At 70.3% G+C, this 21,359-nt stretch carries 17 protein-coding genes (1 of these 17 cut by a window edge); 10 read left to right on the top strand and 7 right to left on the bottom strand.

Annotation, left to right across the window (positions count from 1 at the left end):
- Positions 1-814: the 5' portion of a tyrosine--tRNA ligase gene (gene tyrS, locus NKJ47_RS03020; RefSeq protein WP_254460079.1), read on the bottom strand. 398 nt of this gene lie to the left of the window's left edge; 814 of the gene's 1,212 nt are visible here — the first part of the coding sequence; it begins with the start codon at positions 812-814; its stop codon lies off the left edge, out of view.
- 168 nt (positions 815-982) lie between these two features.
- Between tyrS and NKJ47_RS03015 the strand changes: the two genes are divergently transcribed.
- Both NKJ47_RS03015 and NKJ47_RS03010 read left to right on the top strand, forming a co-directional pair.
- A complete protein-coding gene (locus NKJ47_RS03015) occupies positions 983-2,437 on the top strand; it encodes a peptidoglycan DD-metalloendopeptidase family protein (RefSeq protein WP_254460078.1) in 1,455 nt (484 codons plus the stop codon).
- A gap of 89 nt (positions 2,438-2,526) precedes the next feature.
- The gene (locus NKJ47_RS03010) at positions 2,527-3,657 is read left to right on the top strand and encodes an anhydro-N-acetylmuramic acid kinase (protein ID WP_254460077.1); all 1,131 of its coding nucleotides are present in this window, start codon (positions 2,527-2,529) and stop codon (positions 3,655-3,657) included.
- Between the two features lie 15 nt (positions 3,658-3,672).
- Here NKJ47_RS03010 and NKJ47_RS03005 read toward each other — a convergent pair whose 3' ends face one another.
- The 3 genes from NKJ47_RS03005 to NKJ47_RS02995 form a co-directional block, all read right to left on the bottom strand.
- Complete coding sequence (locus NKJ47_RS03005; RefSeq protein WP_254460076.1) at positions 3,673-3,900, bottom strand: hypothetical protein; 228 nt, start codon at positions 3,898-3,900, stop codon at positions 3,673-3,675.
- Between the two features lie 148 nt (positions 3,901-4,048).
- Positions 4,049-5,422 (bottom strand): AmpG family muropeptide MFS transporter, encoded by a 1,374-nt coding sequence (locus NKJ47_RS03000; protein ID WP_254460075.1) that lies wholly within the window; start codon positions 5,420-5,422, stop codon positions 4,049-4,051.
- Positions 5,419-6,219 (bottom strand): exodeoxyribonuclease III, encoded by an 801-nt coding sequence (locus NKJ47_RS02995; protein ID WP_254460074.1) that lies wholly within the window; start codon positions 6,217-6,219, stop codon positions 5,419-5,421. The genes NKJ47_RS03000 and NKJ47_RS02995 overlap by 4 nt, the downstream gene beginning before the upstream one ends.
- Positions 6,220-6,347: 128 nt before the next feature.
- Between NKJ47_RS02995 and pyrE the strand changes: the two genes are divergently transcribed.
- Both pyrE and NKJ47_RS02985 read left to right on the top strand, forming a co-directional pair.
- Positions 6,348-7,007, top strand: coding sequence for an orotate phosphoribosyltransferase (pyrE, locus tag NKJ47_RS02990; protein WP_254460073.1), 660 nt, complete (start codon positions 6,348-6,350; stop codon positions 7,005-7,007).
- A gap of 18 nt (positions 7,008-7,025) precedes the next feature.
- A complete protein-coding gene (locus tag NKJ47_RS02985; RefSeq protein ID WP_254460072.1) occupies positions 7,026-7,697 on the top strand; it encodes a hypothetical protein in 672 nt (223 codons plus the stop codon).
- A 48-nt stretch (positions 7,698-7,745) separates the two neighbouring features.
- Here NKJ47_RS02985 and NKJ47_RS02980 read toward each other — a convergent pair whose 3' ends face one another.
- The 3 genes from NKJ47_RS02980 to coaBC are packed head-to-tail and all read right to left on the bottom strand — an operon-like array spanning position 7,746 to position 11,833.
- Positions 7,746-10,082 (bottom strand): phosphomannomutase/phosphoglucomutase, encoded by a 2,337-nt coding sequence (locus tag NKJ47_RS02980; protein WP_254460071.1) that lies wholly within the window; start codon positions 10,080-10,082, stop codon positions 7,746-7,748.
- Positions 10,083-10,097: 15 nt separating this feature from the next.
- Positions 10,098-10,568, bottom strand: coding sequence for a dUTP diphosphatase (gene dut / locus NKJ47_RS02975; RefSeq protein WP_254460070.1), 471 nt, complete (start codon positions 10,566-10,568; stop codon positions 10,098-10,100).
- Positions 10,565-11,833, bottom strand: a complete 1,269-nt coding sequence (gene coaBC, locus NKJ47_RS02970) for a bifunctional phosphopantothenoylcysteine decarboxylase/phosphopantothenate--cysteine ligase CoaBC (RefSeq protein ID WP_254460069.1) — start codon at positions 11,831-11,833, stop codon at positions 10,565-10,567. Before coaBC ends, dut begins: the two co-directional genes overlap by 4 nt.
- Positions 11,834-11,929: 96 nt before the next feature.
- Between coaBC and radC the strand changes: the two genes are divergently transcribed.
- From radC to NKJ47_RS02940, 6 genes are all read left to right on the top strand, one after another.
- On the top strand, positions 11,930-12,604 hold the full coding sequence (gene radC / locus NKJ47_RS02965) for a RadC family protein (RefSeq protein ID WP_254460068.1): 675 nt from the start codon (positions 11,930-11,932) through the stop codon (positions 12,602-12,604).
- Positions 12,605-12,806: 202 nt separating this feature from the next.
- A complete protein-coding gene (argS, locus tag NKJ47_RS02960; protein ID WP_254460067.1) occupies positions 12,807-14,495 on the top strand; it encodes an arginine--tRNA ligase in 1,689 nt (562 codons plus the stop codon).
- Positions 14,496-14,510: 15 nt separating this feature from the next.
- Positions 14,511-15,359 carry an SPOR domain-containing protein gene (locus NKJ47_RS02955; protein WP_254460066.1) on the top strand — a complete coding sequence of 283 codons (849 nt, stop codon included), beginning with the start codon at positions 14,511-14,513 and terminating at the stop codon, positions 15,357-15,359.
- A gap of 560 nt (positions 15,360-15,919) precedes the next feature.
- Positions 15,920-16,675, top strand: a complete 756-nt coding sequence (locus tag NKJ47_RS02950) for an SDR family NAD(P)-dependent oxidoreductase (RefSeq protein WP_254460065.1) — start codon at positions 15,920-15,922, stop codon at positions 16,673-16,675.
- 257 nt (positions 16,676-16,932) lie between these two features.
- Entirely contained in the window at positions 16,933-18,984 is a 2,052-nt protein-coding gene (locus NKJ47_RS02945; RefSeq protein WP_254460064.1) for a TonB-dependent receptor, read from the top strand.
- 255 nt (positions 18,985-19,239) lie between these two features.
- Complete coding sequence (locus NKJ47_RS02940; RefSeq protein ID WP_254460063.1) at positions 19,240-21,294, top strand: TonB-dependent receptor; 2,055 nt, start codon at positions 19,240-19,242, stop codon at positions 21,292-21,294.
- Positions 21,295-21,359 lie beyond the last annotated feature (65 nt).

Here is a 21,359-nt window from a genome sequence, read left to right as displayed (position 1 = left end):
CTTCGTTCACGCCGATGTCGAAGGACAGCAGCTCGATCCAGCGCCACATCAACTCGTCGCCGATCTTCATGGTCTTGGTGACGATGTCGATCGCCGGCTCGCTGATGCCGATGTAGTTGCCCAGCGACTTGGACATCTTGTTGACCCCGTCCAGGCCCTCCAGCAGCGGCATCGTCAGCACGATCTGCGCCGGCTGCCCGTAGTGCTCCTGCAGGCCGCGGCCCATCAGCAGGTTGAACTTCTGGTCGGTGCCGCCCAGTTCGACGTCGGCCTTCAGCGCCACCGAGTCGTAGCCCTGCACCAGCGGGTACAGGAACTCGTGGATGGCGATGGACTGCTGCGCGGCATAGCGCTTGGCGAAATCGTCGCGCTCGAGCATGCGCGCGACGGTGTGCTGGCCAGCCAGGCGGATCATGTCGGCCGCGCTCATCTGCCCGAACCACTCGGAGTTGAAGCGGACCTCGGTGCGCGTGCGGTCCAGCACCTTGAACACCTGCTCTTCGTAGGTGCGCGCGTTGGCCAGCACGTCCTCGCGGGTCAGCGGCTTGCGGGTCACGTTCTTGCCGGTGGGGTCGCCGATCATCCCGGTGAAGTCGCCGATCAGGAAGATCACCTGGTGCCCCAGGTCCTGGAACTGGCGCATCTTGTTCAACAGCACGGTGTGGCCGATGTGCAGGTCCGGCGCCGTGGGATCGAAGCCTGCCTTGATCCGCAGCGGGCGGCCGCTGCGCAGGCGCGCTTCCAGTTCTTCGCGCTTGAGGATTTCGTCGGCACCGCGGCCGATCAGGGCAAGGGACTCTTCGATCGTGGACAAAACAGGAACTCCGGCCAATGGCGTCAAGCAAGATGAATGGCGTTAAGAGCGAGTTAACCATGCAGCCAGGTGAAAATTCGAGCCGGCTCAATGGTTTGACGCGCTGTAGAACGATGTTTATGGTAGCCGAGTTTTGAGCTCGCGCTTCGGGCTCGTGAGGAAGCCTTGATGCCCAACAGTGATCAGGAACGCGCGCGCCGGCAGCGGTTCCAGCAACGCCTTCACGTTCTCCACGACACTGCGCTGCATCGCAAGTTGAAGGAACACCTTCCCGCCGGCCGCTGGACGCGCCGCCACTGGATCCACGCCAGCCTGTTCGCCACCATCGGCGCGATGGTCGCGACGATCGTCCCCGGCTTCTCCAACGCCATCGACGTGCCGCTGCAGACCACGCAGGCGACGCTGGCGCTGCCGTTGCCGCCGATCTCGCTGGCGCAGCAACAGCAGGCTGCCATCACCGACAACTGGCAGGTGGTGCGGATCGAGTCCGGGCAGACCCTGGGCTCGGTGTTCGAGAAGCTCGGCATCCCCGCCACGGTGATGCAGCGGGTGCTGGACCATCCGGGCACCCACGACGCGCTGACCAAGCTGCGCCCGGGCGCCGAGATCGGCTTCGACCTGGCGACGACGGGCGACCTGCGCGCCCTGCGCTTCGACCGCGATGCCACCCACCGGGTGGAACTGTCGCTGTCGGGCGACGACATCAAGGAGAAGGTGATCGAGCGCGAGACCAGCACGCGCACCGTGGTCACCAGCGGCGAGATCACCAGTTCGCTGTACGTGGCCGCGCGCAAGGCCGGGCTGTCGCCGTCGGCGATCGCGACGATGACCGACGAGATCTTCAAGTACGACATCGACTTCGACAAGGACCTGCAGCCGGGCGACCGCTTCAGCGTGGTCATGGACGAGACCTGGCGCGAAGGCGAGCGCATCGACACCGGCAAGATCCTGGCGGCGACCTTCACCACCCGCGGCAAGACCTACAGCGGCTTCCGCTTCGAGCGCGGCGGCAAGCCGGCCGAGTATTTCGACGTGACCGGGCGGCCATTGAAGAAGAGCTTCATCCGCATGCCGGTGTCCTACAGCCGCATCAGCTCCACCTTCGGCGCGCGCAAGCACCCGGTGCTGGGCACCATGCGCATGCACAAGGGCATCGACTACGCGGCGCCGACCGGCACCCCGATCATGGCCGCCGGCGATGCGCGGGTGCAGTTCGTCGGCACCCAGCGCGGCTACGGCAACGTGGTGATCCTGGACCACGGCAAGGGCTACAGCACCCTGTACGGGCACATGTCGCGCTTCGGCGGGATCAAGGCCGGCCAGCGCATCAACCAGGGCACGGTGATCGGCTACGTGGGCATGACCGGCATGGCCACCGGCCCGCACCTGCACTACGAATTCCGCGTGGACGGGGTGCAGCGCAATCCGGCCTCGGTGACGATGCCGCCGCCGACCCCGCTGGCCGGCGCCGAGCTGGCCGCGTTCCGCGCGCAGACCTCGCCGGCGCTGGCGCGCATCCAGCGCGTGGAGAAGCTGATCTACGCCGATGCCGGCGAGCCGGCGGCGAAGAAGAAGAAGGTCGTCGCCTCGTCCAAGGCCGCCGCCTCGCACGACGCCGGCTGAGCGCCGGCGTCCGCTTCCGCCGCGCCGCGCATTGACGGGCGGCGGCGCCTGGCCCACGCTGCGGCGCCGACCGCCGCCTGGTGCCCTGCATGCCCTCGCCTTCCGCCGTTCCCGACGACGCCCTGTTCCTGGGCCTGATGTCCGGCACCAGCGCCGACGGCATCGATGCCGCGCTGGTGCGCTTCGATCACGACGGACGCCCGCACTTGCAGCTGGGCCGCACCTATGCCTGGGCACCGCAGCAGCGCGCGGCGCTGATCGCGCTGGGCGAAGGCGGCGACATCGCCTCGCTGGATGCGCTGGGGCAGCTCGATGCCGAGGTCGCGATCGCCTTCGCCGATGCCGCCCTGCGCCTGCTCGACGCCGCCGGCGTGGCGCCGGCCGCGGTCCGCGCGATCGGCTCGCACGGGCAGACCGTGCGCCACCGCCCGCTGGCCGATCCCGCCTTCACCTGGCAACTCGGCGACGGCAACCGCATCGCCGAGCTGACCGGCATCGCCACGGTCTGCGATTTCCGCCGCCGCGACGTCGCCGCCGGCGGCCATGGCGCGCCGCTGATGCCGGCCTTCCATGCGGCGATGCTGGGCGCGGCGCACGAGGATCGGGCCGTGCTCAATCTCGGCGGCATCGGCAACCTGACCCTGCTGCCGGCGCACGGTGTCGTGCGCGGCTTCGACACCGGCCCGGCCAACGCGCTGCTCGATGCCTGGTGCCAGCGCCATCGCGGCCAGCCCTACGATGCCGGCGGCGCGTTCGCCGCCAGCGGCGCGGTCGACGCCGGCCTGCTGCAGCGCCTGCTGGCCGATCCGTGGTTCGCGCTGCCGCCGCCGAAGAGCACCGGGCGCGAGCAGTTCCACTTGCGCTGGCTGGAGGCTTGCCTGGAGACGCAGGCGCCCGCGCCGGCGGCGGTGCAGGCGACGCTGCTGGAACTGACCGTGGCGACCGTCGCCGATGCGCTGCTGGCGCAGCAGCCGGCGACCCGGCAACTGCTGGTGTGCGGCGGCGGCGTGCACAACCCGTTGTTGCTCACGCGGCTGCAGGCGCGGCTGCCGGGCGCGCAGGTGCAATCGACCCAGGCGCAGGGCCTGGACCCGGACTACATCGAAGCGATGGGTTTCGCCTGGCTAGCGCGGCAGACCTTGGCCGGTCTGCCGGGCAACCTGCCGTCGGTCAGCGGCGCGCGCGGGCCGCGCATCCTCGGCGCGATCCACCCGGCCTGAGCGCGGCGCCGGGCCTCAGAAGCCGCTGCCGGCCGGCAGCGCGCGCAAGGCCGCGATCGCCTCCGCCAGCGCATCCACCTCGCGGTGCTCGAACCCGCCGCGCACGTCGTGCTCGCCGGAGAACAGGCCCTGTTCGATCAGCGCCAGCACCGCCTGGCGCTGGGTCCAGCCGCGCGCGACGGCGATGCGGCGGATGCGCTCGAGCAGGAACGGGTCGATATCGCGCAACACAAGGTCGCTCATGCGGACTCCCGGGCGGCGGCGCACCCATGCGCCGCGGTCCATCATCCGTGCCTGCAGGCAGGCTTTCAATCGAGGCGTCGACCGCGGCGGTCGGTGGCGGGCACACGGGCTCGCAACTCGTCCATCCGACAAGGCCATCGGCCCCCAATCAAGACGGCGCGGCGATGGCGCGACGGCGCTGATGCACGATCAACAACGCACACAGGATCACCACGGGGATCGCCATCAGCGCGGTCCCGATGAAGAACAACGCATAGCCTTCCAGCAACGTGCGTCCCTGCGCCAGGGTCTGCACGCACCAGCCGGAAAAGCCTTTCAGCGCCTTGCCGGGCATGGCGTAGAACGAACTGAGCAGAGCATACTGGGTGGCGGTGTAGCCGATGCTGGTCAGGCTGGACATATAGGCGATCAACGCCGTCCCGGCGAAGCCGTTGGCGAAGTTGTCGATTGCCATCGCGGTGGCGAAGCGCGACAGGTCGGCACCGTCGTAGGCCAGCCAGGCAAACGCGAGATTCGAACACGGGCCCAGCACCGCGCCGGCCAGCAACGCCGCCAGCACCCCCCAACGCACCGACACCAAGCCAGCAGCGGCGATGCCGATGAACGTCGCCACCAAGCCCACCGACCCGCGGACGGCACCGACGACGTCTTCGGACAGGCCGATGTCGACGTAGAACGGGTTGGCCATGGGGCCCATCACGAAATCCGCCAGGCGGTAGACGCTGATTGCCAGCAGCATCAGGATCGCGGCGCTGCGATGCTCGTGAAAGAACGCCACGAACGGACCTATCACCGCGTCGAACAGGCCGCGCGGCGTCCACAGCCGCGCCGTCTGCGCCTGCACCGCGGCCACCTCGCGCGCCGGTTCACGCGCCATCAGCACCGCAACCACGCCCACGGCCATCAGCGCCGCCATCACCTCGTAGGAAACCTGCCAGCCGACCCGCGCGGCGACCATCAGGATCAAGGCGTCGGTGACCAGCAGCGCGGAGCGGTAGCCCAGTGCCGACGATGAGGTCAGAAGGCCCAGTTGCTCGCTGTTGTCGGCGATCTCGATGCGCCAGGCGTCGATCACGATATCCTGGGTCGAGGAGGCGAAGGCGACCACGACCGCCATCGCCCCGAACACGGCGATGTGTTCCCAGGCCACGCCGAAGAACAGCAGGCTGCCGCCTTTGGGCTGGATCAGCGCCATACCGACTAGGCCCACCGCCACCACCACCTGCGACAGCAGCATCCAGCCGCGTCGGCGCCCGAGCCCCCCCAGCAGCGGCACGTCGGTCTTGTCGACGATCGGGGCCCACAGGAACTTCATCGAGTAGGCCAGCCCCGCCCAGGACAGGAAGCCGATCGTGCTCAATTCAGCGCCTTCCTTACGCATCCAGAAGCCGAGCGTGTTGCCGACCAGGTACAGCGGCAGGCCGGAACTGAAGCCCAGCAACAGCATGGCCAGCACCTTGGGCTCGCGCAGATTGGCCAGCACCTGTTGCCAGGACCGGCGCGGCTTGGCGACCTCGCTCATGGCGTGTAATCCACCGTGAACGGCGCATGGTCGGAGAAACGCTGGGCGGTGTAGATGGAACAGCCCTGCAGGCGCTCGCGCAGGGTCGGGGTGACGAACTGATAGTCGATGCGCCAACCCACGTCGTTGGCGCGCGCCGCGCCGCGGTTGCTCCACCAGGTGTAGTCCTGGCCCTCCGGATGCAGCGCGCGGTAGGCGTCGACCCAGCCGCGACCGCTGGCCGGGTCGGCATCCTCGGCACGGTCGGCGCACAGGCCGTTGAGCCAGTCGCGCTCGGCCGGCAGGCAGCCGGAGTTCTTCTGGTTCGACTTCCAGTTCTTGATGTCCAGCGCCGAGCGCACGATGTTCCAGTCGCCGCACAGCACGTAGTCGCGGCCGCTGTGCAGCCATTCGACCAGGATCGGCCGCAGCCAGTCCATGACCTGGAACTTGTAGCCCTGGCGCAGCTCGCCGGAGGAGCCGGAGGGGATGTAGAAGGACACCACGCTCAGGTTGCCGAAGCGCGCCTCGAGGTAGCGGCCTTCCTCGTCGAATTCCGGCCAGCCCAGCGCGGTGCGCACCTCGTCCGGTTCACGCTTGCTGTAGATGGCCACGCCGCTATAGCCCTTCTTGGTGCTGGCGTCGCGGAACCAGGCCCGGTAACCGTCCGGCAGGAACGCCGGCCCGGCCAGCTGATGCTCCTGCGCCTTGGTCTCCTGCACGCACAGCACATCCGCCTGCTGGGTGGTGAACCACTCGAAAAAGCCCTTGGTGGCGGCCGACCGCAGGCCGTTGGCGTTGAAGCTGATGATGCGCATGGGGGAGCCGGGAATGGGGAAAGGGGAATAGGGAATGGTGAAAAGCATAGCGGGTGTTCCGCCTTCGCGGTCCTGCTGGGGTACGCTTTGCCGATTCCCTATTCCCCTTTCCCCATTCCCAGCCCCCAATGACCGACTACCGGCAACGTTTCCTGCAACTGGCCCTGGACGCGGAGGCGCTGCGCTTCGGCGAGTTCACGCTGAAGTCCGGACGCCTCAGCCCGTACTTCTTCAATGCCGGGCGCTTCGACTCCGGCGCCAGCATGGCGCGGCTGGCGGCGTGCTACGCCGATGCCGCCGACGCGGCCGGGCTCGACTTCGACCTGCTGTTCGGCCCGGCCTACAAGGGCATTCCGCTGGCCACGGCGGTGGCCTGCGAGTACGCGCGGCGCGGGCGCGACCTGCCGCTGGCGTTCAACCGCAAGGAGGCCAAGGCGCACGGCGAAGGCGGCAGCCTGATCGGCGCGCCGCTGGCCGGCCGCCGGGTGCTGATCGTGGACGACGTGATCACCGCCGGCACCGCGATCCGCGAGGCGCTGGGCATCATCCGTGCCGCCGGTGGCGAGCCGGCCGCGATCCTGGTCGCGCTGGACCGCCAGGAGATCGCCGCCGAGCACGACCGCCGCTCGGCGGCGCAGGCGGTGGCCGCCGAGGCCGGCGTTCCTGTGGTCTCGGTCGCGCATCTGGGCGACCTGCTTGCATTCATCGACGGAAACGCAGACCTTGTCGGCTTCCGCGAACCGCTGCTGGCCTACCGCGCCCGCTACGGTTGCGCTTCGTCTGGCTGACAGCAGGGGGCTGCCACGATGCCGATCCCGTCACGCAATCGCGTCCTGCCGGCGCTGTTGGCGCTGCTGACCGTGCCGGCCGCCGCGCAACAGGCGCCGGCCCCGTCCAAGAAGCTGTATTGCTGGAACCAGGGCGGGCAGCGCACCTGCAGCGACGCGCTGCCGCCGGAGGCGGTGAACCAGGCACGCGACGAGTTCAACGCCAGCAGCGGCATGCGCAGCGCCGCTGTCGGGCGTGCGCTGAACGCCGAGGAACGCGCCACAGCCGCCGCCGATGCCGCGCAGCAGCGCGCCGACCAGGCCGCGCTGGAGACCCGCAAGCGCACCGACCAGGCGATGCTGCTGTCGTACCAGACCGAGGACGAGCTGCGCCGGGTGTTCGCCGAGCGCATCGGCATCATCGACAACAACATCAACACCGCCCGCTACAACGTCGACAGCCTGCGCCAGGGCCTGGTCGGCCTGCTCGCCAGCGCCGGCGCGCGCGAGCTGACCGGGCAGAGCGTGCCGGCCAAGACCACCGACGACGTGCAGCAGCGGCATCGCGCCTTGCTGTGGCAGTTGCGCATGCAGAAGAACTTCGAACAGCAGCGGCTGGGCCTGGATCAGGAGATCGAGGACGCGCTGCAGCGCTACCGCGCGGCCAGGGGCGCCGGCCCGGCAGCGGCGGCGACCACCGCCGGCGGCTGAGGCGGCGCGCAGCCCCGCGCCTGGCCGAGGCCGGGCGCGTGAGCCCCCTCAGAAGGTCGGCGCCAGGCCCGGCAGCAGCGCCTGCAACTGGGCGCGGAACAGCGCCTTGATCCGTTCCAGCGCCGCCGCCGTGTCGGCCTCGAAGCGCAACACCAGCACCGGCGTGGTGTTGGAGGCGCGCACCAGGCCCCAGCCATCGGGGAAATCGGCGCGCAGGCCGTCGATGGTCAGCAACCGCGCGCCGGCGAACGGCGAGTCCTCCTGCTGCGCCTGGGCGACCAGGTCGGCGACCAGCGCATGCGCGTCCTGCCCGTCCACCGGCAGCTTGATCTCCGGCGTGGCCACGCTCTCGGGCAGTTCGGCCAGCACCTCCGAGGGCGCCTCCTCGCGCTGGGCCAGGATCTCCAGCAGCCGCGCCGCCGCGTACAGGCCATCGTCGAAGCCGTACCAACGTTCCTTGAAGAAGAAATGGCCGCTCATCTCGCCGGCCAGTTCGGCGTCGGTCTCGCGCATCTTCGCCTTGATCAGCGAGTGCCCGGTCTTCCACACCAACGGGCTGCCGCCGTTGCGCAACACGTAGTCGGACAGCTTGCCGGTGCACTTGACGTCGTAGATCACCAGCGCGCCGGGATTGCGTTGCAGCACGTCGGCGGCGAACAGCATCAGCAGGCGGTCCGGATAGATCACCGCGCCGTCCTTGGTGACCACGCCGAGGCGGTCGGCGTCGCCGTCGAAGGCCACGCCCAGGTCGGCGTCGAAGCGCCGCACGGTCTGCACCAGGTCCTCCAGGTTGTGCGGCTCGCTGGGGTCGGGATGGTGGTTGGGGAAGGTGCCGTCGACATCGCAGTACAGCGGCACGACCTCGGCGCCGATCGCCTCCAGCAGCCGCGGCGCCAGTTCGCCGCCGACGCCGTTGCCGGCATCGGCCACGACCTTGAGCGGGCGGTCCAGCTGCACGTCGTCGGCGATGCGCTGGATGTAGTCGTCGCCGACGTCGCGCTGCTGCAGCCGACCCGGTTCGTCGGCCACCGGCAGGCGGCCGGCGCTGATCCGCGCATGCAGGTCGGCGATGGCCGCACCGGACAGGGTCTCGCCGCCGACCACGATCTTGAAGCCGTTGTAGTCGGCCGGGTTGTGGCTGCCGGTCACCGCCACGCAACTGCCGGCGCGCAGGTGGTAGGCCGCGAAGTACACCACCGGGGTCGGCGCCAGGCCGATGTCGGTGACATGGCAGCCGGCGCGGCGCAGGCCTTCGATCAGCGCGGCCGACAGCTCCGGCCCGGACAGGCGGCCATCGCGGCCGACCACCACCTCGTTTAGCCCCTGCTCCTGCATCACCGCGCCGATCGCCTGGCCGATCAGCGCCGCGACCTGCGGGCTGAGGTCGCGGCCGACCACGCCGCGGATGTCGTAGGCGCGGAAGATCCCCGGCGCCACCGTGAACGTCGGCACCGGCCTGGGCGGCGCGGCCTCCTCGGTGGCCGGTGGCGGCGGCGGGGGCGGCTCCTGGCGTTGCAGGCTCTGCTGCAAGGTGTGCTCTTCGACGGCCGCCGCGCCGGCGCGGCGCACCCGCGGCTGCGGCAGGCGCCCGCGCGCGGCCAGCAACAGCAGCGCGCCCAGCACCGCGCACAGGCCGGCGACCAGCAGGCAGGGCAGCGCGTCCAGCCCCAGCGGACCGGCTTCGGTATCCGGCAGCGAGGCGACCATGCGCAGGCCGCTGTCGCCGACCGGGCGCGACAGCGCGTCGGCGCGGTCGTGCAGCGCAGTGTTGCCAGCGGCAACCACGTCGTAGTTGCCCTGGCGCAGGGCCAGGTAGCCGGTGCCGGGCACCGACGCCTGCGCGACCGGGTCGGTCAGCAGCGCCAGCGGCAGGCGCAGGTAGACCACCCCGGCGTTGTCGCCCAGCGACACCGGCGCAGCCAGCCCCAGGCGCGGGCCGCCGCCGTCGCGGATCACCGCGCTGGCGAGCTTGTCGGTCAGCAGGGCCTGCTCCAGCAGCGCCAGGCGGCCGTAGCCGAAGCGCGGCGCATCGGCGTAGCCCGGCTCCAGGTCAGCCGGCAGCACCTGCGCATCCTCGGCCTGCGGCCAGTCCGCACGCAGCGCCTGGGCGGCGGCCGCGGCGTCGCCACGGCGCAGGGCCGCCTGCACGGCCGGCTGCTGCAGGCGCTCGGACAGGCGTTTGCCCACGCCCGCCAGCGCCTGCTGGGTCTGCGCCACCGCCGCATCGCGGGCCTGCTCCAGCGTGGCGGCGGCCTGCTCGGCCCGCCATTGCTCGACCCCGCTCCAACCGAACCAGACGACCAACAGCACCAGCAGCACCGTCAGCAGAGGCGCCACCTTGCGCAAACCGTGCGGCACCGGCCGCGCTTGTGTTGCCTCGCTCATGCAGACGATCCCCTGTCAGCGCACTCCGGTATGGCCGAATCCACCCGATCCCCTGGCGCTGTCGGCGAAAGTATCCACCACCTGCAGGGCGACGCGCACAACCGGCATCACCACCAGTTGCGCGATGCGATCGCCGGGGGCGATGGTGAAGTCCTCGCGGCCGCGGTTCCAGACGCTGATCAGCAGCGGTCCCTGGTAATCGGCATCGATCAGGCCGGTGCCGTTGCCGAGCACGATGCCGTGGCGGTGGCCCAGGCCCGAGCGCGGCAGCACCACCGCGCACAGCTGCGGATCGGCAATGTAGATGGACAGGCCGCTGGGAATCAGCGCGGTGTCCCCCGGGGCCAGGGTCAGCGGCGCCTCGGTGGCCGCGCGCAGGTCGAGTCCGGCGCTGGCTTCGGTGGCGTAGTCGGGCAGCGGCCAGCTGTCGCCGAAGCGCGGATCGAGCAGCTTGACCTGCAGCGGATAGGGCGTGGGAGTGCTCATGCGTGCAGCCTCTGCGCGATCAGGTCCAGCAATTGTTCGGCCAGCTGCGTCTTGGAGACCGCCGGGAAGTCGCGTTCGCCGTCCTGCCAATAGGCGGTGGCCGCGTTCTGGTCGCTCTCGAAGCCATTGCCGGCCACCCCCACCCGGTTGGCCACGATCAGGTCCAGGTGCTTGTCGGCGAGTTTGCCACGGGCGTAGCGCTCGATGTCGTGGGTCTCGGCGGCGAAGCCGACCACCAGCTTCAGCGCCTGGGTCTGCGCGGCGACCTCGGCCAGGATGTCCGGGGTCCGGGTCAGCTCCAGGGTCAGGGTCTCGCCGCTCTTCTTGATCTTCTGCGCCGCCACGTGTTTGGGCGTGTAATCGGCGACCGCGGCGGTGCCGATGTAGACGTCCGCCGGCAGCGCGCCGAGCACCGCCTCGCGCATCTGCGCGGCCGAGCGCACGTCGATGCGCTGCACGCCGTCGGGCGTAGACAAATGCACCGGGCCGCTGACCAGCACCACCTCGGCACCCTGCCGGGCCGCGGCCGCGGCCAGCGCGTAGCCCATCTTGCCGCTGCTGCGGTTGCCCAGGTAGCGCACCGGATCCAGGTCTTCGTAGGTGGGGCCGGCGCTGATCACCACGCGCAGCCCGCGCAAGACGCCGGTGCCGGTGCCGGTGCCGGAACGCGACGGGACGGCGGCGGTGGTCGGCGTGGCGCGCTGGCTCGCGCCGCCCGCCAGCGCGGCGACGATCTGCTCGGGTTCGGCCAGGCGGCCGGGGCCGGACTCGCCTTCGGCCAGCGGCCCGTCGTTCGGGCCGACCACCTGTGCGCCGCGCGCGCGCAGGGTGGCGATGTTGGCCTGGGTGGCCGGGTGCAGCCACATGCGGTGGTTCATCGCCGGGCACAGCGTCAGCGGCGCGGTGCTGGCCAGGCACAGCGTGCCCACCAGGTCGTCGGCCAGCCCATGGGCCAGCCGCGCCAGCAGGTCGGCGGTGGCCGGCGCCACCACCACCTGCTCGGCCCAGCGGGCCAGCTCCAGGTGGCCCATCGCCTGCTCCGCCCCGCTGTCCCACAGCGTGGTGCGGGTGAGCTGGCCGGACAGCGCCTGGAAGCTCAGCGGAGTGACGAACTGCTGCGCGCCGGCGGTCATCGCCACCTGCACTTCGGCGCCGGCCTCGCGCAGGCGCCGCACCAGTTCCAGCGCCTTGTAGGCGGCGATTCCCCCGCCGACGCACAACAGCACACGTCGCCCCTGCAGGGGCCTCTCGAAAATCGGGGTCACGTCGGGAATGTCCTACCCATACAAGGACGATTAGCTTACCCGATGGCTTTTGGCGGCCTGATACCGTTGCGCCATGTCGGCCGGCACCCTGGCGATATGCACATCTCCGACTGGCCCTGCGAAGAACGTCCCCGGGAAAAACTGCTGGCGCGCGGTCCCCGGGCCCTTTCCGACGCCGAACTGCTGGCGATCTTCCTCGGCTCCGGCCTGCCCGGCAGCGACGCGGTGCGCACCTCGCGCGAGCTGCTGCACCGGCACGGGCCGCTGCGCACCCTGCTGGACCTGTCGCCCGGCGACCTGGTGCGCCTGCCCGGGCTGGGGCCGGCGCGGGCCTGCCAGCTGTCGGCGGCGCTGGAACTGGGCCAGCGCCACCTGGCCGCGGAACTGCAGCGCGGCGACACCCTCAGCAACCCGATCACCGCCGGCCGCTACTTCGCGCAACGCCTGCGGTCGCGGCCGTACGAAGTGTTCGCCGCCTTGTTCCTGGACACCCGGCACCGCTGGCTGGCCTTCGAGGAACTGTTCCAGGGCACCCTGGACGGCGCCGAGGTGCACCCGCGCGAGGTGGTCCGGCGCGCGCTCACGCTCAACGCCGCGGCGGTGATCATCGGCCACAACCATCCGTCCGGAAACCCGGAACCCTCGCCCGCCGACCGCGCGGTCACCCAGCGGCTGAAACAGGCGCTGGACCTGATCGACGTGCGCCTGCTCGACCACTTCATCGTCGGCGACGGCGTGCCGGTGTCGATGGCGTCGCGCGGCTGGGCCTGAACGGGTGCGCATGGCGGGCCGTGCCGGGGGGGCGCCGGTCCCGGCAGGGCCGGCCCCGGCCCGCGCAGGCGCAGGCGCAGCGGGCCCCGGAGCCGGGCGGGGCCGGCGCGGCGCCACGGCTGAGGTCGGGCTGAACCCGGGACGGGCCGGGAGGCGGCGGGTCGGGTAAAATCGCCGGTTCCGCGCTTCAAGCAGAGATCTCGTGAAATCCCAACTCCGCGCCCTGATCGGTCAAGGCATCGAAGCCTTGCGCGCCAATGGCACCCTGCCGGCCGACACCCTGCCGCCGGACTTCGTGGTCGAGCGGCCCAAGACCCGCGAGCACGGCGACTTCGCCACCAACGCGGCGATGCTGCTGGCCAAGGCCGCGCGCACCAATCCGCGCGCCCTCGCCCAGCAGCTGGTGGACGCGCTGCCGGCCAACGACGACGTGAGCCAGGTCGAGATCGCCGGCCCCGGCTTCATCAATTTCCACCTCGGCCCCGGCGCCTACCAGCGCGAGGTGCTGACGGTGCTCAAGCAGGGCGAGGACTACGGCCGCAGCCTGGTCGGCAACGGCCGCACCGTGGGCGTGGAGTACGTCTCGGCCAACCCGACCGGGCCGCTGCACGTCGGCCACGGCCGCGCCGCGGCCATCGGCGACTGCCTGGCGCGCCTGCTAGAGGCCAACGGCTGGAACGCCAAGCGCGAGTTCTACTACAACGACGGCGGCAACCAGATCGAGAATCTGGCCCGCTCGGTGCAGGCGCGCGCCCAGGGCAAGACCCCGGACAGCCCGGACTGGCCGGAGGAAGGCTACCGCGGCGACTACATCCAGGACGTGGCCGACGCCTACCTGGCCGGCGCCGCAGTGGACCTGGAGGGCCACGTGGTCACCGGCGCCAGGGATCCGCAGGACCTGGACGCGATCCGCCGCTTCGCCGTGGCCTACCTGCGCAACGAGCAGAACCACGACCTGGCCGCGTTCGGCGTGGATTTCGACATCTACTTCCTGGAAAGCTCGCTGTACCGCGACGGCAAGGTCGAGGAGGCGGTGCAGAAGCTGATCGCCTCCGGCCACACCTACGAGGACGGCGGCGCGCTGTGGCTGAAATCCACCGATTTCGGCGACGACAAGGACCGGGTGATGCGCAAGTCCGACGGCACCTACACCTACTTCGTGCCGGACGTGGCCTACCACCTGAGCAAGTGGCAGCGCGGCTACGTGCGCGCCATCACCGAACTGGGCGCCGACCACCACGGCTCGCTGGCGCGGGTGCGCGCCGGCCTGCAGGCGATGGACCTGGGTATCCCCAAGGGCTGGCCGGAGTACGTGCTGCACCAGATGGTGACGGTGATGCGCGGCGGCGAGGAAGTGAAGCTGTCCAAGCGCGCCGGCAGCTACCTGACCCTGCGCGACCTGATCGAGGAAGCCGGCCGTGACGCCACGCGCTGGTTCCTGATCGCGCGCAAGCCCGATTCGCAACTCACCTTCGACATCGACCTGGCCCGCCAGCAGAGCAACGACAACCCGGTGTTCTACGTGCAGTACGCGCATGCCCGCGTGTGCAGCCTGCTGCGCCAGGCGCAGGAGAAGAAGCTGGACTACGACCAGGCCGATGGCCAGGCGCAACTGAACCGGCTGAACGACGCGACCTCGCTGGAACTGATGCAGGAACTCTCGCGCTACCCGGAAGTGGTGGAGAATGCGGGGCATGCGCTGGAGCCGCACCTGATCGCGCAATACCTGCGCGAACTGGCCACGGCCTTCCACACCTGGTACCACGGCACGCCGGTGCTGGTGGACGACGCCGGCGAGCGCAACGCCAAGCTGACCCTGGCGGTGGCGGCGCAGCAGGTGCTGGCGAACGGTCTGAATCTCCTGGGCGTTTCGGCCCCGGAAAAAATGTGAGTGGAGAAGCGGTAAATGGCAGCACGACGCGGTAAGACCCAGGCTCGACGCAACACCGGCAACGGCACGCCCGGGTGGGTGTGGCTGATCGCCGGCGCGGCGATCGCCGCGGTGGTGTTCCTCGGCGCGCCGGGCCTGTTCAAGAAGGACGGCGACTTCCTGCGGGTCAGCGGCCCGCGCGCCAATCCGGACGCGCAACCGGCGCCGGTGGCCGATGCCGACGTCGATGCGGCCCCGGACCTGCCCAAGCCCGCCGCCAACGCGGCCGGCAGCACCAAGCCGGAGGCGAAGAAGGACGCGCAGACCCAGTACGACTTCTACACCCTGCTGCCCGGCAAGGAAGTGCAGATGTCCGACGCCGAGCTGGCCGCCAGCGCGCGCGCGGAAGCGGCCCGCCAGGCCAAGGCGCAGGCCGCGGCGGGTGCGACTGCCGCCGCGACCGGCACCACGCCGGCGGCGGCCACGGCCGCGCCGACCGCGACCGCGGCCAATCCGACCCCGCTGCCGGAAACGCCGAGCGCGGTCGCCGGCACCAGCGCCGCGGCGGCCGCCGCCAAGCCCTCGGCCGCCACGGCAACGCCGGTCGCGACCACCGCCCCGGCCGCTGCAGCGGCGGCCGCCGCACCCGACACCGCGCGCTACATCCTGCAGGCCGGCTCGTTCGGCGCCTCCGGCGACGCCGAGTCGACCAAGGCCAAGCTGGCGATGCTGGGCCTGTCGGCACGGGTGGAATCGGCGCAGATCAGCGGCAAGACCGTCTACCGCGTGCGCATGGGGCCCTATGGCACCGCCAGCGAACTGGCCGAGGCCAAGCAGAAGTTGAACGGCAGCGGGCTGTCGGCGATCGCGATCAAGGCGCAGTGAGGCTGGGAGTCGGGAATCGGGAGTCGGGAATGGGAGAAGCGGGATCCGTGCCGCTTTTGCCTTCGCGTGCATGCGCGACGTCGCCGCTGACGTTGCGCTGCGCCGCCTTGCCAGGGCGCTGCAGGTCACCGGCGCTGTGCTGCCAGTGATCGCGAGCAGGGTGCAGTAGCGCCGGGAATCGGGATTCGGAAATGGGAGAAGCGGGATCCGTGCCGCTTTTGCCTTCGCGTGCATGCATGCGGCGTCGCCGCTGACGTCGCGCTGCGCCGCCCTGCCAGGGCGCTGCAGGTCACCGGCGCTGTGCTGCCAGTGATCGCGAGCAGGGCGCAGTAGCGCCGGGAATCGGGATTCGGAAATCGGGAATGGGAAGAGCGAGTGCTCGCCCGTTCCCTGAGGCGTGCGGGTGCGGGACCGCGCGTGGCGGGTGCGCGCGATGCCGCCGCAGCGGCCGTGATCGCGCGCATGCGGTGATCCTCGGCGAGCGCAAGGCGGTGTCGACACCCTGCCAGCGCATTTGCTTTTACCATTCCCGATTCCCCCTCCCGATTCCCGGCCCCCCAATGACCCAGACTGCCCTGATCACCGGCGCCACCTCCGGTTTCGGCGCTGCCGCCGTGCGCCGCTTCGTCGACGCCGGCTGGCGCGTGATCGCCACCGGCCGCCGCGCCGAGCGCCTGCAGCCGCTGCTGGACGCCTTCGGCGCCGAGCGCGTGCACATCGCCGCCTTCGACATCCGCGACACCGCGGCGCTGGACGCGATGCTGGCGGCGCTGCCCGAGGCGTTCCGCGGCATCGACCTGCTGGTCAACAACGCCGGCCTGGCGCAAGGCACCGCGCCGGCGCAGGCCGCGCAGCTGGACGACTGGCGCACGATGATCGACACCAACATCACCGCACTGGTGACGCTGACCCATCGCCTGCTGCCGACGCTGATCCAGCGCCGCGGCGCGATCATCAACATCAGCTCGGTCGCCGCGCTGTATCCCTACCCCGGCGGCAACACCTACGGCGGCACCAAGGCCTTCGTCAGCCAGTTCTCGCTGGGCCTGCGCTCGGACCTGCACGGCACCGGCGTGCGCGTGACCGCGATCGAACCGGGCATGGCCGAGACCGAGTTCACCCTGGTCCGCACCCATGGCGACCAGAAGGCCTCGGACACGCTCTACCAGGGCGCGCAGCCGATGACCGCCGAGGACATCGCCGAGCAGATCTTCTGGGTGGCGACGCTGCCGCCGCATCTGAACATCAATCGGCTGGAAATCATGCCGGTGACGCAGTCCTTCGCCGGCTTCCAGGTCGCGCGGCAACCGGCCTGAACGGCCGCGGGGCCGCCACGCCCGGCCCCGCCACGTCCCTGCGCTCCCACGCCCTCGCGGCAAGAAGATCCCCTGCCGCCGCACGGCGGAGGCCGGCGCCGCTCGCACCGGCCGAGTGGCGATTCCGACATTTCCTTAACGAAATGATATAACATTACTTCACTGGAGCCGGGTTCGTGGATCGGACCGCGCACCACCCGCTCGCCTGCAGCCCCGCCGCTGCCGCCAGCCTCCCGCCCCCTTTGCCTGCAGACACCATGAAGACCTACACCCATGCCCTCGCCGTGCTGGCCGGGCTCGCGGCCGGCGACGGCGCCGCGCAGACGTCGACCGACACCACCACCACCCTCGGCACCGTGGAAGCGCGGCGCCACAGTGCCGCCTCGCTGTCCACCCGCAACATCCTCAGTTCGGTCGACGTGCTCGGCAGCGAGCAGATCGGCGACAAGAACGTCATGAACAGCTGGGAGCTGCTCGGGCAGATGCCCGGCATGCAGCTCACCGAAACCCGGCAGGGCGCCGAGTCCGGCAAGGTCACCTTCCGCGCCTTCAACGGCGAGGGCTACATCAACGGCATCAAGGTGCTGATCGACGGCATGCCGAGCAACGTCAACAGCGGCAACCAGCGCTTCATCGACATGATCTTTCCGCTGGAGATCGCCTACATCGAGGTGGTGCGCGGCACCAACGATCCGCGCTACGGCCTGCACAACATCGGCGGCAACCTCAACATCGCCACCCGCCAGGGCGGCGACTACCAGGACCTGCGGCTGAGCTACGGCAGCTTCGCCACGCGCGAGCTGCAGTACGCCGTCGGTCACGAGGCCGACGGCCTGGCGCAGAACTATTTCGTCGGCGCGCAGGCCGCGCACGGCTATCGCGCGCACGACACCTCGCGCAAGTACACCCTCGGCGGCAAATGGTTCTACGGCGAAGACGACGATGCCGCGCGCATCGGCCTGATCGCCCGCGCCTACCATCACGAGGCCGACGAACCGGGCTTCCTCACCGCCACGGAACTGGCCGAGGACCGCGAGCAGTCGCCGCCGAAGAACGCCAACGACGGCGACGACCGCGACATGCGCCAGGCCAGCGTGCATGCCGACTTCAAGCTCGGCGACGGCCTGCACCTGCGCAACACGCTGTACGTCAACCGCTATGAGGACGACCGCCGCGTCACCTTCACCAGCTACCCGGTGGGCAACGCGCCGCGGCAACGCCGGCAATGGGACGAGACCCAGACCGGCCTGCTCAGCACCGTCACCTGGCAGGCCAGCGAGCTGCTGAGCGTGGAAGCCGGACTCAACGCCGAGCACCAGGACAACCGCTATCGCCGCTATCGCTACGCCTACGCGGTGCCGACCGATTTCTGGAGCGCGCCGGCGCGCGTGCAGAACGACGACCGCTACACGCTGAACAACCTCGGCCTGTACCTGCAGGCGGTGCTGCAGCCGACCGACGCGCTGAAGATCGTGCCGGCGTTCCGCGCCGATCGCTTCTCCGGCGAGACCGCGCTGCCGGGCGGCGTCCATGCGCCGCTGCAGCGCTACGGCTGGATCGACCAACCCAAGCTCAGCGTGATCTACGCCCTGACCCCGCAGCTGAGCGTGTATGCCAACTGGGGCCGCACCTTCCAGATCCTCACCGGCTCCACCGCGCCGGCCTACCTGACGCCGGGCCAGCCGGCGTTCCGGCCCTCGATCAATACCGGCAAGGAACTGGGCCTGAAACTGCAGCCCGTCGCCGGCACCGAGGCGCGGGTCGCGGTCTGGCGCCAGGACGCCACCGACGAAGTGGCCAACATGCCCAGCACCGGCACCACGGTCGGCCTCGGCCAGACCCGCCGGCAGGGCGTGGACCTGCAACTGAGCACGCAACTGGGCGAACGCTGGACGGCGTGGATCTCGCACGCGATCCAGGAAGCCAAGGTGGTCAGCGCCTACACCGCGGCCGGCGAATCGCTGCGCGGGCGCGAGGTGTTCTCCACGCCGCGCTACATCAGCAACGTCGGCCTCGACTACCGGCCCGATGCGCGCTGGAAGCTCGGCGTGCAGGCGCGCGCACAGGGCGACTACTACATCGACGAGCGCAACGCCCAGGGCAAGTACGGCGGCTTCCGCGTGGTCGACGCCAGCGTGCGCTACCAGTTCAGCCCGCGCACAAGCCTCGACCTGCAGGTCAAGAACCTCACCGACGCCCGCTACGCCTACGTCTGGTACGACAACTTCTTCTGGGGCGGCAACGACCAGCCGATGTTCTCGCCGGCGCCGGGCCGCTCGGCCTACCTCGGATTCGAACTGCGGCTGTAGCGAGCGCCAGCGACGCCCGGTCCGCCGCGGCCGCGCCAGGGCGTCTGCCTGCGCGGGGGAGCGGCCCTCTGCACACGCCGCTCCCCCGCGCATCGGTGCGCGCGGACAGGTGGCGCGGACAGCCGCGATTTTCCCAGCGAAATCGCTTAACATCGCCTTCACGGAGCGACGTACGCCCAGCGTACCGAACAAGCAAGCCCCGCAACCTCGCCGTTGCCGCCAGCCCTCCGCTGTCCCCACTTGCTTGCAGGCCCCATGAAGATCGATTCCCTTGCCCTGGCCGTGTTGGCCGGGCTTGCCGCCGGCCATGCCGCCGCGCAGACCCTGACCTCCGAGACCACCACCACCCTGGGCACCGTGGAGGCGCGGCGCGCGACCGCCGCCTCGCTGTCCACCCGCAACATCCTCAGTTCGGTCGACGTGCTCGGCAGCGAACAGATCGGCGACAAGCAGGTCATGAACGGCTGGGAGTTGCTGGGCATGATGCCCGGCGTGCAGCTCACCGAGATCCGCCAGGGCGCCGAATCCGGCAAGGCCACCTTCCGCGCCTTCAACGGCGAGGGCTACCTCAACGGCATCAAGATCCTGATCGATGGCGTGCCGAGCGATGCCAACAGCGGCAACCAGCGCTTCACCGACATGATCTTCCCGCTGGAGATCGCCTACATCGAGGTGGTCCGCGGCACCAACGACCCGCGCTACGGCCTGCACAACATCGGCGGCAACCTCAACATCGCCACCCGCCAGGGCGGCGACTACCAGGACCTGCGGCTGAGCTACGGCAGCTTCGCCACCCGCGAATTCCAGTACGCCGTCGGTCACGAGGCCGACGGCCTGGCACAGAACTATTTCGTCGGCGCGCAGGCCTCCAACGGCAGCCGGGCGCACGACAGCGCGCGCAAGTACACCCTCGCCGGCAAGTGGTTCTACGGCGGGGACGACGACGCCGCGCGCATCGGCCTGATCGCCCGCGCCTACCATCTCGAGGCCGATGCGCCCGGCTTCCTCACCGCCGCGCAACTGGCCGAAGACCGCGAGCAGTCGCCGCCGCAGAATGCCAACGACGGCGGCGACCGCACCCTGCGCCAGGCCAGCGTGCACGCCGACTTCAAGCTCGGCGACGGCCTGCAGCTGCGCAACACGCTGTACGTCAACCGCTACGACGAAGAACGCCGGGTCACCTTCACCAGTTACCCGCTCGGCAACGCGCCGCGGCAGCGCCGGCAATGGGACGAAACCCAGACCGGATTGCTCAGCACCGTCACCTGGCAGGCCAGCGACCTGCTGAGCGTGGAAGCCGGACTCAACGCCGAGCACCAGGACAACCGCTATCGCCGCTATCGCTACGCCTACGCGGTGCCGACCGATTTCTGGAGCGCGCCGGCGCGCGTGCAGAACGACGACCGCTACACGCTGAACAACCTCGGCCTGTACCTGCAGGCGGTGCTGCAGCCGACCGACGCGCTGAAGATCGTGCCGGCGTTCCGCGTCGACCGCTTCTCCGGCGACACCACGCTGCCGGGCGGCATCCATGCGCCGCTGCAGCGCTACGGCTGGATCGACCAGCCCAAGCTCAGCGTGATCTACGCCCTGACCCCGCAGCTGAGCGTGTATGCCAACTGGGGCCGCACCTTCCAGATCCTCACCGGCTCCACCGCGCCGGCCTACCTGACGCCGGGCCAGCCCGGCGTGCGGCCGTCGATCAACACCGGCAAGGAACTGGGCCTGAAACTGCAGCCGACGGCCGGCACCGAGGCGCGCGTGGCGGTGTGGCGCCAGGACGCCACCGACGAGGTCGCCAACAACGTCAGCTCCGGCACCACCGTGGGCCTGGGCCAGACCCGGCGCCAGGGCGTGGACCTGCAACTGAGTACGCAACTGGGCGAGCACTGGACGGCGTGGATCTCGCACGCGATCCAGGAAGCCAAGGTGGTCAGCGCCTACAACGCCTCGGGCGAATCGCTGCGCGGACGCGAGGTGTTCTCGGTGCCGCGCTATATCAGCAACGCCGGCGTCGATTACCGGCCCGACATGCGCTGGACGTTCGGCGTGCAGGCCCGCGCGCAAGGCGACTACTACATCGACGAGCGCAACGCCCACGGCAAGTACGGCGGCTTCCGCGTGGTCGATGCCAGCGTGCGCTATCAGCTCAGCCCGCGCACAAGTCTCGATCTGCAGGTCAAGAACCTCACCGACGCCCGCTACGCCTACGTCTGGTACGACAGCTTCTTCTGGGGCGGCAATGACCAGCCGATGTTCTCGCCGGCGCCCGGGCGTTCGGCCTATCTCGGGTTCGAACTGCGGCTGTAGCGCGCCTCGACTCACCTGCATCCGCCACAGCCTGCTGCGTAGGAGCGGCTTCAGCCGCGACCGGC

It is taken from the genome of Xanthomonas sacchari (assembly GCF_024266585.1).
Lineage (GTDB): Bacteria > Pseudomonadota > Gammaproteobacteria > Xanthomonadales > Xanthomonadaceae > Xanthomonas_A > Xanthomonas_A sacchari_C.
The sequence above is the reverse complement of the archived record's forward strand: the minus strand, read 5'-3'. Positions and strand labels throughout refer to the sequence as shown.

Excerpts from the sequence above, each read along its gene's own strand:
- NKJ47_RS02940 (WP_254460063.1), top strand. The coding sequence starts at position 19,240 with ATGAAGATCGATTCCCTTGCCCTGGCCGTGTTGGCCGGGCTTGCCGCC.
- NKJ47_RS02985 (WP_254460072.1), top strand. The coding sequence starts at position 7,026 with ATGCCGATCCCGTCACGCAATCGCGTCCTGCCGGCGCTGTTGGCGCTG.
- dut (WP_254460070.1), bottom strand. The coding sequence starts at position 10,568 with ATGAGCACTCCCACGCCCTATCCGCTGCAGGTCAAGCTGCTCGATCCG.
- NKJ47_RS02950 (WP_254460065.1), top strand. The coding sequence starts at position 15,920 with ATGACCCAGACTGCCCTGATCACCGGCGCCACCTCCGGTTTCGGCGCT.
- radC (WP_254460068.1), top strand. The coding sequence starts at position 11,930 with ATGCACATCTCCGACTGGCCCTGCGAAGAACGTCCCCGGGAAAAACTG.
- NKJ47_RS02945 (WP_254460064.1), top strand. The coding sequence starts at position 16,933 with ATGAAGACCTACACCCATGCCCTCGCCGTGCTGGCCGGGCTCGCGGCC.
- pyrE (WP_254460073.1), top strand. The coding sequence starts at position 6,348 with ATGACCGACTACCGGCAACGTTTCCTGCAACTGGCCCTGGACGCGGAG.
- NKJ47_RS03010 (WP_254460077.1), top strand. The coding sequence starts at position 2,527 with ATGCCCTCGCCTTCCGCCGTTCCCGACGACGCCCTGTTCCTGGGCCTG.
- NKJ47_RS03000 (WP_254460075.1), bottom strand. The coding sequence starts at position 5,422 with ATGAGCGAGGTCGCCAAGCCGCGCCGGTCCTGGCAACAGGTGCTGGCC.
- NKJ47_RS03005 (WP_254460076.1), bottom strand. The coding sequence starts at position 3,900 with ATGAGCGACCTTGTGTTGCGCGATATCGACCCGTTCCTGCTCGAGCGC.
- NKJ47_RS02955 (WP_254460066.1), top strand. The coding sequence starts at position 14,511 with ATGGCAGCACGACGCGGTAAGACCCAGGCTCGACGCAACACCGGCAAC.
- NKJ47_RS02995 (WP_254460074.1), bottom strand. The coding sequence starts at position 6,219 with ATGCGCATCATCAGCTTCAACGCCAACGGCCTGCGGTCGGCCGCCACC.
- NKJ47_RS02980 (WP_254460071.1), bottom strand. The coding sequence starts at position 10,082 with ATGAGCGAGGCAACACAAGCGCGGCCGGTGCCGCACGGTTTGCGCAAG.
- NKJ47_RS03015 (WP_254460078.1), top strand. The coding sequence starts at position 983 with ATGCCCAACAGTGATCAGGAACGCGCGCGCCGGCAGCGGTTCCAGCAA.